Annotated in this window: 8 protein-coding genes; all 8 read right to left on the bottom strand. The window is 59.1% G+C overall.

The features are described from left to right. Positions 1-128: 128 nt before the first annotated feature. Positions 129-335, bottom strand: a complete 207-nt coding sequence (locus tag G5S37_RS10390; RefSeq protein WP_165203442.1) for a hypothetical protein — start codon at positions 333-335, stop codon at positions 129-131. Next, positions 332-2,332 (bottom strand): zincin-like metallopeptidase toxin domain-containing protein, encoded by a 2,001-nt coding sequence (locus G5S37_RS10395; RefSeq protein ID WP_165203444.1) that lies wholly within the window; start codon positions 2,330-2,332, stop codon positions 332-334. The genes G5S37_RS10390 and G5S37_RS10395 overlap by 4 nt, the downstream gene beginning before the upstream one ends. Positions 2,333-2,464: 132 nt before the next feature. Next, complete coding sequence (locus G5S37_RS10400) at positions 2,465-8,227, bottom strand: hypothetical protein (protein WP_165203446.1); 5,763 nt, start codon at positions 8,225-8,227, stop codon at positions 2,465-2,467. A gap of 3 nt (positions 8,228-8,230) precedes the next feature. Next, on the bottom strand, positions 8,231-9,997 hold the full coding sequence (locus tag G5S37_RS10405) for a hypothetical protein (RefSeq protein WP_165203448.1): 1,767 nt from the start codon (positions 9,995-9,997) through the stop codon (positions 8,231-8,233). Between the two features lie 15 nt (positions 9,998-10,012). Then, entirely contained in the window at positions 10,013-10,861 is an 849-nt protein-coding gene (locus G5S37_RS10410; protein ID WP_206026384.1) for a hypothetical protein, read from the bottom strand. Positions 10,862-10,904: 43 nt separating this feature from the next. Beyond that, positions 10,905-11,342, bottom strand: a complete 438-nt coding sequence (locus tag G5S37_RS10415) for a hypothetical protein (RefSeq protein WP_165203452.1) — start codon at positions 11,340-11,342, stop codon at positions 10,905-10,907. 390 nt (positions 11,343-11,732) lie between these two features. Continuing rightward, positions 11,733-13,970, bottom strand: coding sequence for a hypothetical protein (locus G5S37_RS10420; protein WP_165203454.1), 2,238 nt, complete (start codon positions 13,968-13,970; stop codon positions 11,733-11,735). 533 nt (positions 13,971-14,503) lie between these two features. Next, positions 14,504-15,106: a hypothetical protein gene (locus G5S37_RS10425; RefSeq protein ID WP_165203456.1), complete on the bottom strand. Its 603-nt coding sequence runs from the start codon at positions 15,104-15,106 to the stop codon at positions 14,504-14,506. Positions 15,107-15,356: the final 250 nt, after the last annotated feature.

Below are 15,356 nucleotides of genomic sequence, written 5' to 3' on the forward strand. Positions count from 1 at the left end.
TCAGCGGAACTGCTATATATTTATCAGCAGGACAGTCTGCATAGCCTAGTGGGCCTTCGAACAACCACCTAGCTCACGCTCCACCTACACGGACCTGACGTTGGTGCGTTTAGACTTGCTAAGCTGTGCTACAGCATCGGAATAACACGAGCCCCGCCTTCATACACTTGGATACGAATGAACCCAGGTTCGATCTCCTTCGTCTTTTCAGTGGCTATTGAGCACTCCCAAAGATCTTTGTCTTTGTCTTTGAAAAGAGCAATGTCAATCGCGTCAGAGGCTGCTACACCTGATTTGCTGAGCGCGATTTGTAATATTTTGAAAGGGTCATTCATATTCCAAGCATGTATTTGAGTGTTCTAGGCCCGAACTTTCTATAAGCAATCAGAGCGTCTTCAATCGCACGATCAATTTCAAAATCAGTAAACCGGTAGTCATATTTGGCAATCTGATCAAAGACGTACATCTCTCGATCGAATGTGCGCATTTTACGGTAGCCTGCCAGGCCCAATTCAGCCCGTTGTCTAGCATGGCAGAGTTCGTGGAAGTAGTCAAGGTAAGTGGCATCCGAACCCAAGTGCATTTGGCAGGTTTCAGGATTGAATCCAGCGCGCGCTTCCTGGCTTTCAAGATAGGCGTCAGAGTTTCTCACCAACGTCCACTTGCTCTCTCCAGCAGGCGTAAGGTCGGCCATTCTCTTTTCGATTGCATCGAGCATGCCTTCCGTGAGCAGGATTCCTTCATGCCTGCCTGTGCCTCGGAAAGGTGCAGTATCGATCTCCCCTGAAACCCGCGAGTTTCTTGCTGCCTTCAGCTTGTCTACCAGCTGGTTCAATTCTTCAGCCGAAGTGGGAGCAACAAAGGCAGCGCCGGGACTTCTAAGAGTTGTGCCGGGGTCTTCTGGGAGCAACGACATCGATTGACTTCCAGCCTCTTCAGTAGTAGTATCCTCTTGCGCTCCTGGTTGAGGTGTCTGTACCGCTTGAGACTGGGGCTGTCTCGGAATCCCGATAGCACCGGGACCCCCTTGAGGGGCTAGGCCGGCACCCGGTCGGATTCGTTCGACCAATGCGCCCCTGAATTGACGCTTGCTCAGTTCGGGGGCGTACTGCGTTACGAGAGCATATTGATCTTTGATAGCGCCGTCCTCGACAACGACCATGTGAGTTCCCTCCGCATAGCTGCGGAAGTAGAAGGTCTCAGGCCCATTGGTGACTCGCACTTGCGCATGTGAGATGGTTTTCTCGACCGCCCCAACCCAATCCAGTTTTTCGGGGCGCAGTGTACGATTTTCCTGAGCTTTGTCTACATTCTCACCAATCAAGTGTGCGGCTCGATTCTCCAGTGGGTCACCAAACGCTCCTCGTCTTTGGGGATGGGCTATGGTGACTTTTGCCCCCCACGGGTCTTCGACCTTGGGTGCCTTTCCTAACCACGCAGCAACGTTCCGCACCACCGTCTCCCAAGTGCCGCGCCTTTCGGCAAACACAGGGCGACTGTCTTTGAGCTTCGGCAGGAACTTCTTTGCAGAATCCCACGTGTGCCCCGTCTTCACCTCCTCCCACGACCCCGGCTTGTCCTGCCTCATCTTCGGCACCATGCCGAATGTCGCCAGATCGATCTCCCCACGGCTTGCTGCCTCCTCCGTTATCGATTCGGAACGACTCGTATCATCGATAGCCGCACTTTCATTACCATTGCCTCTTCCATCCGTCCCCATCAAATCATCCAGGAACCCCTCATAGTCCGCCCCCAGCCGTCCCTCCGCTCGCGCCCTGTTCAGTGCCCGTGCCCGTGAAAACACCTGCCCAAACAGCGCACGCCACGCCCGCAGGAACTGCCCAAACTGCACCACCTCACTTCGCTCCTTCACTCCCGCCGCTTGCCGCAACGCCGCGTTCAGCCCTTCGGTCACCAGACCCGCCGGCAGCTTCGTCCCATCCTTGCGACGCCCCAGCACATCCGCCGTCACAATCGCACTGATGGCCTCCGTCAGCGACCGCGGTGCCTTATCCGCAGACCCCAGCACCACCTCATCCGCATCCGCCAGGAACTTCTGCCCCGTCGCCTTCTCCGCCAGCCGCACCCACGCCAGCCCCTGCTCGCGTGTATAGCGACCGTTATCCAGCCCGGACTTCCACCGGCCCTCAATCGGTTCCTCCACCGCCGTGAGCACATTGCCCCCGCGGAAGATGGTCGAGACCATCGTGCGCACGTTGTTGCGCCGCTCCGCACGATTGCTTCCCAACACATGCCACGTCGCCGCCAGCGACTCCTCCCGCGTCATTCCACGCAGTTGCCCCGCCACCACCGCCGCGTCCGCCGCCTGCACAGCAGACCTGCTATGTCTATATCAGCGGAGTAGGGGAGCACCCATCTGGATAGCCCGGAGGGCCTTCGAATACCATCCCAGCTCACGCTCCATCTGCACGGGCCTGACGTTGGACCTGCGGGAGCACATCTGCTATCGCCCCTCAAAATTATTCTTTTCTTGCTCCAGAACGTCCTTTCCTGGATTCAAAACTTGAAGGTCGATGGGCACCAGAACGTTGTCTGACGTCAGAATGAAGTTCCTCGGATGCGCATCCGTGATCTTCGCGCCCGTCTTGTGATGTGTCCATGTATTGGGCCCGGTCGGTTCAAAACCTTGCTGCTCAAACCAAGCCGCAACATCTCCAACTTCGGGTGAACGTCCGGCAATGAAGGGCTGGGAAATGACCACAGCCGGCCCCGAGGTGGTCTCTACGATACCCTCAATGCGGATATCATCATGGAACAACTGATTGCTCCATTTGATGTTCCTGAGATAATCGGCTAGCTTTCCTCGTGCACCAAAGTTTGGAGGTCGCGTGATCTTCATCACTCGGCCAGCTTCGCGTACACCAAAAACCTGGTGCTCGGCTCCACCCTCAAACTCCTTGAAGGATGGAGTCAGCCTTGCGAATCCTGCTGGCTCGATGAGCCATCCGTCTTCTCTGGCCCACGATACCACGGATTGGGACTCGGCACGGAGCCGTTCTCCCGCATCTGCTTGTGCATTTGCTCGATCGTCATCTTCTGCGCGCGCAAGGAGTGCTCCAAGCGCAGCTTGCGCATCTCTTCGGCGTTCAGTACCTTGACCATGCTGTTGAACATAAGGGATTGGAATGTTGGAGTCAATGTTTGTTCCACCGCCAGTCGGCTGGCTTTCTAAGTCCTGTGGTGCTCGAGTTTTGCCCGATTCTTCAGGCGAGCTTGGTAGCATCGAGAACGTCGCAGTTTCATCCATCAGCTCTGCATTGACTTTCAAAGCTTCACGGAGTACCTTCTCTCGCACCTGCTGAATGCCGTGTAGCTCTGCTCCTTCATTGGAGCCGTGCCGCGATACGCCCTCGGGGCCGTCAGCAGGTGTGTTTGTGTCCGGAACGGGAAGAATCACCTCGAGGACCTGTCCGTCGTACACCCACCTGCCGTTGGCATCTTCATGTACAGTCAGCCGGACCATTGTCTCCTGACCATCGAACCGGACAGGCAACGCAAGTTTGTGGAACAACTGTAGTCCAGGGACGCTGTTCTTTCGAGAGTCCGGCTTTTCAGAGCGAACGTAGATGGCGCGTTGAAATAGCTCGCGTAAGTGACCCATAAGTGACGCTTTGCGAGGGTCCGCTGCATATCGGTTCCAGTGCTCCAATCCGCTCTTGCTCACGTGGATCTCGCGCCCTCTTTCGGCATTGACGATGGGGCCTTTCTCTCGCGCATCCTGTAGCGCAGCCTTCATCCTATCTCGCCGCTCGCGCGGCGCGATACCCCGCCAATTGGCTACATCCGGTACATCCAAGGTTGGTGCTGCCACAGCCTTGGCAATACGAATCTCCTGAGACTCGTTTGGGACAATGCTATAGGACTCCACGTCATCTAGCCCCGTGCCAGTTTTTGTGGGGGAAGGCACTGGTTGACTTTCCCTTGCACTAGTGGTAGTATCACCATGCGCTTCTGGTCGAGGTGTCTGTACCGCTTGAGACTGGGGCTGCGTCGGAATCCCGACAGAACCGGGACCCCCTTGAGGGGCAAGGCCGGGAACAGGTCGGACTTGTTCGACCAATGCGCCCCTGAATTGACGTTTGCTCAGTTCGGGGGCGTACTGCGTTACCAACGAATACTGGTCTTTAATGGCACCGTCTTCGACGATGACCATGTGAGTTCCCTCCGCATAGCTACGGAAGTAGAAGGTCTCAGGCCCATTAGTGACTCGTACTTGAGCATCCGAGATGGTTTTCTCCACAGCGCCGATCCAGTCGAGCTTGTCGGGATCCAAAGTGCGATTCTCTTCGTTCTTATTAAGATTCTCGCCAATAAGATGTGCAGCTCTATTATCCAGCGGATTTCTAAAGCCGCCACGCTTCTGGGGATTGGCCGTTGCAACCATTGCACCCCATGGGTCTTTGATAGTCGGGGTCTTTCCCAGCCACGTCGCCACCTTCTGCACCAGAACCTCCCAAGTACCGCGCTTCTCAGGAAATGCCGGTCGGCTGTCTTTGAGCTTCGGCAGAAACTTCTTCGCAGAATCCCATGTATGCCCCGTCTTCACCTCCTCCCAAGACCCCGGCTTGTCCTGCCTCATCTTCGGCACCATGCCGAATGTCGCGAGATCGATCTCTCCACGGCTTGCCGGTTCCGTTATCGTATCATTCTCTAGCTGAGAAGCGCTCTCGCCGTGTTGACTTCCATCAGCTTCATGGAATACTTCCTTCAAGCCTTCGATAGCAGGGCCGTGCTGGGTAGAAGTGCCGTCAAAGGCGCCATCGCCCTGAGCAAGCCAGGCTTCGAAGGCCCCTTTGTTTTTGTGCGTGATCAACCCAAGCGATTCCGCTTCTCGAATCTCCGCCAGTAGTTCGCCGGGTTCCTTGCCGAACAGTGTCTTTGCCTCCAAGACGTGCTGTCCTTCACGTTCATGCACCGTGAAATACGCCGTCAGCGGACCTTGTGACGTCGCAAGACTGGTCACGATGGAGTGCGCCTTGCGGTCCCCGGGACTCACATACACAAGCATTGGATTGTCCATCGCTCCGGGGAACTTCTTCAGTACCTCTTCCGTGAGCTCAGAGTGCTTGCCGCGCTTCTTGCGCACCTTGCTCAAGCGAATCCACATGGGCAGGTCCGGTACCCCGGCCTTCCGCAGCACCTCGCCCGGACGCCCCATATCCAAAATCGCATTGGCCGGAAGTCGCCCTTTGACCGCCGCTTCGACGTTCTCCGCAAAAGGCACCGGAGCCACACCAAAGGTCACCCCGTTCTCCTCCCATAGCGTTTCCCCGGGATTGAGGGTGAGGGGAGTGGTCTTCCCATCGGAGAGCTCCGTTATCGATTCGGAACGACTCGTGCCATCGATAGCGGCATCCTGGTTGCTATTACCACTCCCATCCACCCCCATCAAATCATTCAGGAACCCCTCATAGTCCTCACCCAACCGTCCCTCCGCTCGCGCCTTGTTCAGCGCCCGTGCCCGTGAAAACACCTGCCCAAACAACGCCCGCCACGCCCGCAGGAACTGCCCAAACTGCACCACCTCACCGCGCTCCTTCACTCCCGCCGCTTGCCGCACCGCCGCGTTCAGCCCTTCGGTCACCAGACCCGCCGGCAGCCGCGTCCCATCCTTGCGACGCCCCAGCACATCCGCCGTCACAATCGCACTGATGGCCTCCGTCAGCGACCGCGGTGCCTTGTCCGCAGATCCCAGCACCTCCGCATCCGCCGCACTCAGGAACTTCTGCCCGGTCGCCTTCTCTGCCAGCCGCACCCACAGCAGCCCTTGCTCCCGTGTATAGCGACCGTTATCCAGCCCGGACTTCCACCGGCCCTCAATCGGTTCCTCCACCGCCGTGAGCACATTGCCCCCGCGGAAGATGGTCGAGACCATCGTGCGCACATTATTACGTCGCTCCGCACGATTGCTTCCCAACACATGCCACGTCGCAGCCAGCGACTCCTCCCGCGTCATCCCGCGCAGCTGCCCTGCCACCACCGCAGCGTCCGCCGCTTGTTCCTCGGACACCACGTGCTCCGCCACGTCATCCTCCAATGACCTGCTCTCACCCGGCGCCACAGCGAAAGCCTCCGGCGTCCCCGCTCGCTTCTGGTCCATGAACACCTCGCCCATGCGGGCCACCGAGTCCACCACCTGCATCTCCACATCCGTGAGGTGCTGCTCCGCATACTGCCGCGCCTCTCCCCAGGTCTCCGCGCGGACTGCCGTTCCATTCTTGAGTGATACAATGTATCCGTTTCCATCATTCGCGATCTTCGGCACCATCCCCAGCCGCTGCCCATCACTCTGCGCCTGCTGTGCCTCACCCAATCGTGCTCGATACCGCTCCTCAAACTCCGCTGCCACCTCTCGCGATGCCCTGCCGCGCGCTTCCTGCAGCGCCGCCTGCGCCGCCTCCAGCTTGCCTTCCATCGCCAGGCCAATGATCTTGATGCGGTCCGCCTCCACGTACCCCGCCGCACCCAGCGAAATATTGTCCGCGAGAATGGCCCGCGCCATGGCCACGTCCCTGACTGAAGCCGCACCCAGACCCAGAAGCGTCAATGGCAGCAGACCCACGGCCACATCGCCGCGCGTGTTCAAGTAGCGTTCCTTCTCCCGCTCCACATCTACTCCAGGAAGATCCTTCTTGATCGCCGCAAAGAGCGCGTGCGTTGCAGGAAGTGTTACATCCTGCACCCCTTCCTGCACATTCTGGTAAACGTAGTTGCCACCCACCTTCAGCAGCGCCATCCCAATCATCTCCCGCTTCAGCCCTCCTTGAACCAACTGACGCAGCGAGGGCATCGTATTCAGCACCTTCAGTCCCACCATGTCGGGGACCATCTCCAGCACCCCTGAGGTCAGCGCGATTCGGCGCGCATACGGGATGGGCATGTCAGGATATTCCAGCCTGAGCTGCTCATAGTTGTTCGCAGTGTAGTGCTGGACAATGACCGGGGCCGCCGCACCTCGCGTCAACCCCATCACGCCCAAGATGCCCATCGATACCCCAAACGTCGACGCCGTGACCGAGTCATTCGGCGAGGCCATATGCGCCATCTGCCGCACCTGGCGCGCCACATTCACCTTCTCCCGCTCCCGCTCCTTGTATTGTCTCACCAGCGCAGACTCATCAGCGTCGAGCCTCTTCTCAACACCACCAATGATGGGTATGTGGCCCACTGCTGCCGTTCCCATCGACATCCTCGCCGCGAAGACCTGAGCCCTGTTTCTGCTCTCCTGCTCCTTGAAAAACTTCGCGGCATCCTCCCGATTTGTGATCTTCGGTACCGTGGTCGTCACCGGAGTGAGCATGTCGTCCGGCACACTCTCGATGCCTTCCTCTTGGAAGCTCGTATCACCAGTGACAAACCTCTCCAGGGCCGACCCGGCTTGCAGCCACCATCCCCTTTTTCCCTTCTCCTGCTCACCGCGCACCTTCGCGCTGTGCAGCGCTGCCAGCGTCACCAGCGTGCGATTTCGCTGTGGCAGATCCGCCAGCTTCTCAATCCAGGCCCTCGTATCCGCGTCATTAAACGGCTCCGCGGCAGACGCCAGCTTCTGAATCTCCGCGCGATGTGGCGCCAGCGCCTCCTTCGTCGTCAGGTAGGCATCGATGAAAGTCTTCCGGGAGTCCTCAGAGTAGCCCGGCTTCGCCTTGTTCTGCGACTCCCAGGCACTCAGTTCATCCAGCCCAATGCCCTTCCCTCTGCCCTCAATCGCAGCCGTTGTCCCGCCCTTGGCTGCATCATCCAGGGATTGAAGCGTTGCCTGGATGTGCAAATACACCTCATCATCCGTCGCCGTATCCCGGCCCATCCTCGTGTATACATAGTTCGCCTTGTATAGCGGATATTCCAGATTCACCTCGTCCGTCGTTTTCCCATCAGCATGGGCAAAGAACGCGACGTTGAACATCTGCCGCTTCTCCGACTCCGCATGGGGCGAATAGCGCGTCAGCCTGTCCAGTTCCTCAGCCTCCTCAGGATCGAGTTCCGGCTTTTCTTTGAAGTAGCCTCGCACCCGGTTGTAGTCCGCCGCCTGTTGTTGCGCCAGCGCGGAGTAGGGTTCGCGCCCCTCGCGGCGCACCCGCTCGTGGTACTCCGCCATCGTTTGTTCTGCCGTCACAATCTGGTCGGCAGGGATTTTTCCGTTCTCCAGACTCTGGCGTAGAGTGTCCGCCGCCAGATCTAGTTCCTCAGATTCCGTGATGGTGGGCATGGTCTATTGCTTGAGCTTTGCTTTCAAATCTTGAATAGGACTGGGTGGCCGTACGATGGCTGCCCCATCTGGTCCCAGGGTTGCCCGTCTGCCCTCCCGCCGCCGGTGTTGCGCCGGGGACTCCAGCGCTCTCGCTCCTGCTCCCCGCCGGTCTAGCGAAGTATGATCCGTCAGCCACTCAACCACCTGCTTGGGAGAGGCATTGGGATAGGCCTGGAGAAAGCCGTCCATGGCTTGCTCCAGTTCCATCGCCCGCATCGCACTCGCATTGCGCGTTTCCGGATTCACAAACTCCTCGCCTCGTAGCGACTTCTCGAACAATTCGCGTGTGAAAGGAGTGAGTTTCGCCATGGCCTCGGGCGAGGCGTCTTTCCCGAAAGTCCCCTTCAGGGAAAGAAAAGAGCGCCACCTTTCCTGCGGACCTTTGATGGCACGCAACCTATCCGTTGCAAAGCCAAGACCAAAGACCTCCAGCTTCTCCTTGTCCGCGAGCGCATCAAAAAGATACTTCGGTCCCCGATATCGAATTGGCTCACCATTCGAATCCCGCAGCGCTTCCTGATCGTGCCAGGTGCGAATCAGTGTGCGCCCCTCCTGCGCAGCCAGCGACTCCGGCTTCCCACTATTGATTCGCGTCGCCAGCGCCTTGTCCAACTCCAGCTGCATCTCTCGTGGATACTGCGCGTGCTGAAGTCGAAACCACACCTGCTGCAGCCTCGCACCAGGTGCCGTGGGGTCATGTGATCCTATCGCCTTCTTCAGACGGAATACTTCCGCCATGTCTGGTGGGCCGCCTTGCATCACCCGCTGCATCAGTGTCGACAGCGTGGCATCGCGCATTCCCTGCGGGACATGCGTCTGTATCCACTTCTCCCGGTCCGCATCAGTTGCCACCGCATTCGTCCGCACCGCATCACGTAGATTCTCGAGCAGCGCCTTCTGATTCCAATAGACCGATTCCTGTGCGTCGGTCTTCACCTCCGTCCATGTCGCGTCATTCAATCCTACAAACGCCGCCGGTAAATTCTTTGCCTTCGGATCCTGCGCATACTTCAGCACCACCTCCGGTTGCGTCTCCACCATTGCCGTCCGCTGATTCGCATAGATGTCTTGCACGGCACGTCGCGTATTCTCATCCGACTGTTGCGGAGTTTCCAACTTCAGCGCCACCGCTTGGTTGCCTGCATCCGCCACCCCTTGAATACTCCTCTGCTGCACCGCACGGCCTCGCGCCTGCTGCACCGCCGCCCCCGCCCGCGAAAACTGCACCTTCGCCGCATCAATCCCCGCCTGGATAAGCCCCCGCTCGCCAAACTGGTTCACATCCCGGTCCACCTGGCTCCGTACCACGGGCGCATAGCGCTTCTCAGAAAAATACTTCTGCGTCGCCGTCACCCGTCGCTGCCACTCCGCCTGCCATCCATCCGAATCCGGATTCTCCAGCCGCCACTGCTCGAAGCGCAGCGTCTCATTCTGCATGTGGTCCCGCGCCTCTTCCAGGTCCGCATAGTTCCGCGCCTTCGCACTCTGCTCCGCCAGTTCCGTCATCGCGCCACCCAGGGTGCTCATCGCCTTGCCCCACGCCTCCCCCGCGATCACGTCACCCTTCCCCCAGTTATCCGGCAGCTCCGGCTGCTCATACGCCTGCGCTGCCGCTTGCGCCAGGCCCGCATAGTCCGCCTGATATCTCGCCTCTGGCACCAGAGCTTTCGCCGCCGCCTCCGGCGCCCCCGGCATCTGCCCATCGTTATACAAAGGAATCGTCGCCATAACCGATATGCAAGCTCAAAATTTAAATCCAAATCCCGTCACCTTCGCCTTCGTCGCCAGGACGGTCCCCGTTCCTTTCGCTGAAGCATTCATCGCCGCCCCGGTTGAAGCGGCCGCACCGGCCCCCTTCGCCGTCTCGCCAAACAAGCTCCCCCAGGTCCCATACGACCCCGCAAGAGACAGCATCGTAGTGCCAATCCCCGTCACCAACCCCGCCGTCGCCGCACTCTTCATCCCCGACGCCTCATTCAAGCCCGCCAGTCGGTGAAACTCCGCCTCCCGCATCTGCATCCGCGCACGAACCGGCGCCAGCGCCCCCTCAGCCCGCAACAGGGATGCCTGCATCTTGTACTGCGCCGAGCTCACCTCACCGCCATAGCGCTGCATCTGCGCGTCCCACAGCAGACTGTCCCGCTTCGTATTCGTCTCATACCACGCATCACTTAGGGCCAGCTGCATATACCGCGCACTCTCCGCCAGCACCTCCACGGGCGACCCCGCCATGGCCACACCACCCTTCGCAAACCGCGCCCGCTGCAGCGCCGCCACACGCAACTGATCCTCACGCGTCCGCCGCTGCTGCTCCACCCCCCTCGAAAGCTCACCCTGCGCCTGCCCCTCGAGCATCCGCGCATTCGTCTCAGCCGTCTGCCGCGCTATCGCCGCATTCGCCTCCACCTGGCCCGCCTGCGCTCTTGCCGACCACTCCGCCAGCGCCTGCTGCTGCCGGATGTTCTGTGCCTGCACAGCATAGTTATACTTCGTCAGTGCCTCCTGATTCCGCGCCGCCTCCTTCTGTGCGTTGTATTGCATCCCCAGGCCCACACCGCTTGCCACCACGCCGGCAGCCCCGACGCCAACCATTATCTGCTGCGCCAATGTCAATCCCGCAAACCATGCCATAGTATTATGCGATTGTGATAAGGGACGAAAGCCCCTCATCGAGTTTCACAAAGCCGTGTTTCTCAGCCTGCCTTGCCAGGGTGCCTTTCGCGTACGCCTTGATGACCGACACGTCATTCGCCACGGCAATTGCCTTCAGCGCGCCCAGACAGTGCCTGCAGGCCGCCAGCCCCATCGCCGGCGAGAGTCCCGGCTTCGTGATCAAACCCTCCCAAAACCCAACTCCAATGCCATAACAAAGATAAATCCACGATGCAGCCACCGCCTCCCCATCACACTCCACCACAATCCCCATCGGTGGCAGCAGATTCTCCAGCAACCTCCCCATGCCACGCCCCTCCATCCACCCCGCCACCATCTGGTAATCTCCCACCTTCTCCCCATAACTCCTCACCACCCACCTCCCAACCTCCTGCTCCTGCTCGTCCTCAACATCATTCATCCTCATTGCATCACCCCCTTTGCATTTTTCATTTTGCACCTCTCACTTTGCATTCCCTTCCCGACGCCCCATCACTCCCATCGTCCCCTCTGCCTCCTCTGCGTCCTCTGCGTCCTCTGCGTCCTTCGCCACTTTGCTGTTCTCCACAATCCACCCCTGATTCCCCACCACACACACCATCCTCATCCCCTTTGCTGCTTAGCTGCTCCGCTGCTTTGCGACAAACCAACCCACCGTCACACCGTCACACCGTCACACCGTCACACCGCTCACCGCTCACCGCTCACCGCTCACCGCTCACCGCTCACCGCTCACCGCTCACCGCTCACCGCTCACCGCTCACCGCTCACCGCTCACCGCTCACCGCTCACCGTCGCACTGGCCCACCGGCTAGCTATCCACCGAAAACACACACACCATCGCCAGCAAATTCAGCGGCTGCGGCTGCCTCTGCCGTATCGCCACATGCACCGCACTCGCATATGGCGCATTGATATCCCACTCCATATCATCCGTCCGCAGCGGCGGCGCCACATCCAGCACATCCTGCGCCCTCCGGAACGGAATCTCCTCCCACATCCCCGCACCCGAATTGAGATTCGGATTCGGCGAAATCTCCGCCCCCAGCGACTCATGCACCGAGAGAATCATCTTCACCGGTCGGAACAAACGCCCGCGGCTCCCCCCATTCTCCAGTTGCAGCTCAATCTTCGTCGGCTGCAGCAGCGGCGTAAACGGCAGGCCCACCACTACCACCTCCGCCTCACGATCCAGCGTGATCGCGCCACCACTCACCGTCTTGCTCACCTGTGTCGCCCCATCCGCACGCACCACCACCACCTCACCCTCCAGGTGACCCAGCCCAGTAATCGTATCCGTCGCTGCACCACTATACGTCGTCGCACTATCCATGCACACCAGCCTCGCCGGATTTGAATAATCAAACTGCGCCATCGCCGGGTGGAAGCTCTCGATATACCTGACCGTCACTCCATCCACTACCCGCTTTACCACAAACCACACCTCGTCCGAAGTCCCATTCGCCGAGTAGTTCACGCTCACACTTTCAAAGTCACCCTCCGTCTCATGAATATGCCAGCCCGTCACCTCATGCTCCCGCTGGTACGTCAGCCCCACCAGCTTCCCATTCCCCGTCACTGCCCATAAAATCGCATCCCTTCGCGACTGGAATGCCGTCTGCCGGATACCACCCTCCGTCACATGCTCAGACAGAATCGTCAAATCCTGCGCCTTCAGCGAATCCTCCTCAAAACTGTACGCCATCTCCGAAACCGTCCGCCCATACCGCTGCACAAACAGCACCACATTCTTGATCAGCCGCGCCATCAAATGCTCACTGCCCTCACTCGACTGGCACGACACCCGCACCGTCGTCTGCGTGATCGGCGTCGCATCAGATCCACTGTGCATCAGCCACTCCTCCGCCGCCGTCCCGATGATCAAGCCCGTACTGTTCCCCGTCATCCACTGCACCTGGCTGCTCTGCGTCGACGCCAGCACATAGTCAAAGCTCGCATCATCCAGCGTCGACTTCCGGAAGTTCTCAAAGTCCCCAATCGCCGACCCCCACACCCGCACCGGCTCCCTCGCCGTCCCCCCATAAATCACCCGCTGCTCGTGAAACGCCACCGTCCTCGGAAATCCCTGGTGCGGACTCCACGCCCCCTCGCACCAGGTCGTCGTGGCAGCCGTGGCGCCCAGCGGCTTCGTTACCGTGGCCGTGACTTGCGTGCCACTCGTATAGGCCGTGACTTTCACTACCCCATAGACCTTGGAGTCTACCGCCTCAATGCGCGCATACCCGCTGCCAGAACTCCAGAAAGTCGAGCGCATGCGAATCAGCACCTCAGTCGGCTCATCGTATGAAATGGGGGCCACATTGCGGTCAGACACACCGCCGAAGGTACGCACCGTCTGCCACGTGGCACCATTGTCTTCGCTACGGTCAATGTGAATGCGTGCCGTCCATGTTCCAGTGGTGAAAAATTCCCACCGACCAATCACACGCAACGTTCCGCTCGTGTTATTGCCGTTGAGAATCAGGTCCACGAGCGCACTGTCCCGCCGGTGTGCAATCTGCCAGTGCGACCCCACATGGTTCGCATTGAATAGCGCCGCCGATGCCGTCAGCGTGATACTCCCCGTCGTCGCGGAAGGTGTGATCGTCGTCGACTCCACATTCTCATCCAGCATCGCCGGCCAATCCCACACCACTTCCGCCAGCGTCCAGTTATCATCCGCGAGCCGCGAAAGCTTCCGCGGTGCATACCCCGGATGCACCAGGTAGATCACGTCATTGATCTGCGTGAACTGAATCTCAAACACATCCGTCTCCAGGTAAGGGGAGGGGAGTTCATAGATCTCCTGCGCCACCCAGCGCCCCGCCCCCAGGTCCGTCGCAAACGCCGCTGCAGACGTATGCGCCACCACACAGAAGTATATCGTAGCACTCACCGTCACATAGCTCCCCATCGCATACGGCGTCCCCGTCACCCACGCCCCCGCGCTCGCCTTCTTCACCTGCTGCCGGTTCGACCAGAACCGCACATACCCATCACCCAGCTCAATCTGGAAACTCGTCGTCCGCGAAAAGTTAAAAGGAATCAACGCCGCCTTCTTATTCCCAAACTTCGCCCTCCCCATAAACTCCGTCCCCGGTCGCGAAAACACCCCGCCCACCGCCCGCGGAATAAAATTCCGCAACCGCCTGCACCCCGACCGATACTTCCCCGTATCCGCCCGCGCATCCATCAACGGCGAAAGCTCCCCGCCATTGAAATTACTAATCAACTCATGAATCGCCCCCGACATAAACAATCATCCTCCCTCTAAACCTTCACCTCTTTCTCAGGCCACAACCAAGAACCAAGCACTAAGACCTCAGTCTCCGAAGTTCCTCTGCGTCTCTATGTCTCAGCGTTGAACCCAACGCGCCCAACCACATCCAGCACAGGCACTTTTCATTTTCCATTTTGCACTTTTCATTTTGCATTCTGAACTGCCAGCCCAAGCGTCCGCACCCAGCAATCTCCCCATTAGCGTCTGTTAGCGGTCCCAATCCCACCACCTTCCACCCATCCCTCAAAAATTTCCGTGCCTCCGTGTCTCTGCGTCTCCGTGTTGAACCCCAGCATCAACCATCAACCTGCATACCGCGACATCGCCAGGTCCGAATCTTCCCACATCCCCACACGCCTCGGCCTCGACTCATTCGCATCCGTCTGTCGCGCCCGCGCCATCGCCTCCTTCGCCTCCCGCGTCAGCCGGTCCTTGATTCCATCGTCCTTCGTCAGCTTCGTACAGATGCGCATCGCCAGTCGCAGCGTCAGCGCCTCCACAAACAGCGGGTCGAACAAATTCGCATCCGTCACCCGCTTCAGATACACCACACTCGCCGCATCCTCATCCGTCAGCAGCACCAGCCCACCCTCCGGCCCATTCGCAATCTGGAAATCATCCTCCGTCTGCCACGCATCCAGCCCGTTGAACTCCACCAGCCGGATGAAATCCGCCGGCAACTGATACTGGTACCCCCACCCAAACACCGGCACCACATTCAGCGCCGAAAGCGCCGCCAGCGACCTCGCAAAGCTCCACGGATGCGTCCTCAGCAGCGCATCCCTCGTCGGCCCAAAGAACAACCGGCAAACCGCCGCCTGGTTCGACGTCTCATTGATATCCACAATGCTATAACTATCGCCCACCTCCGCGAGCGCCAGATTGCATATCTGCGTATCATTCATACCTCAAAAAAATCCTCTACGTCCTCGTCCCCGTTCTCCTCCTCAGTCCTCAGTCCTCAGTCCTCAGTCCTCAGTCCTCAGTCCTCAGTCCTCAGTCCTCAGTCTCCGAAGTTCCTCTGCGTCTCCGTGTCTCTGTGTTGAACTCACTGCACCCAACCACACCCAGTCCCCAACTTTGCATTTTTCATTTTGCATCTCTCACTTTGCATTCAACCCCGCGAGCCACTGCCCATAGTCAGAAACTTCCATT

Source organism: Roseimicrobium sp. ORNL1 (assembly GCF_011044495.1).
GTDB lineage: Bacteria > Verrucomicrobiota > Verrucomicrobiia > Verrucomicrobiales > Verrucomicrobiaceae > Roseimicrobium.

Coding starts and splice junctions, on each gene's coding strand:
- G5S37_RS10390 (WP_165203442.1), bottom strand. CDS start 335: ATGAATGACCCTTTCAAAATATTACAAATCGCGCTCAGCAAATCAGGT.
- G5S37_RS10400 (WP_165203446.1), bottom strand. CDS start 8,227: ATGCCCACCATCACGGAATCTGAGGAACTAGATCTGGCGGCGGACACT.
- G5S37_RS10405 (WP_165203448.1), bottom strand. CDS start 9,997: ATGGCGACGATTCCTTTGTATAACGATGGGCAGATGCCGGGGGCGCCG.
- G5S37_RS10410 (WP_206026384.1), bottom strand. CDS start 10,861: ATGGTTGGCGTCGGGGCTGCCGGCGTGGTGGCAAGCGGTGTGGGCCTG.
- G5S37_RS10415 (WP_165203452.1), bottom strand. CDS start 11,342: ATGAATGATGTTGAGGACGAGCAGGAGCAGGAGGTTGGGAGGTGGGTG.
- G5S37_RS10425 (WP_165203456.1), bottom strand. CDS start 15,106: ATGAATGATACGCAGATATGCAATCTGGCGCTCGCGGAGGTGGGCGAT.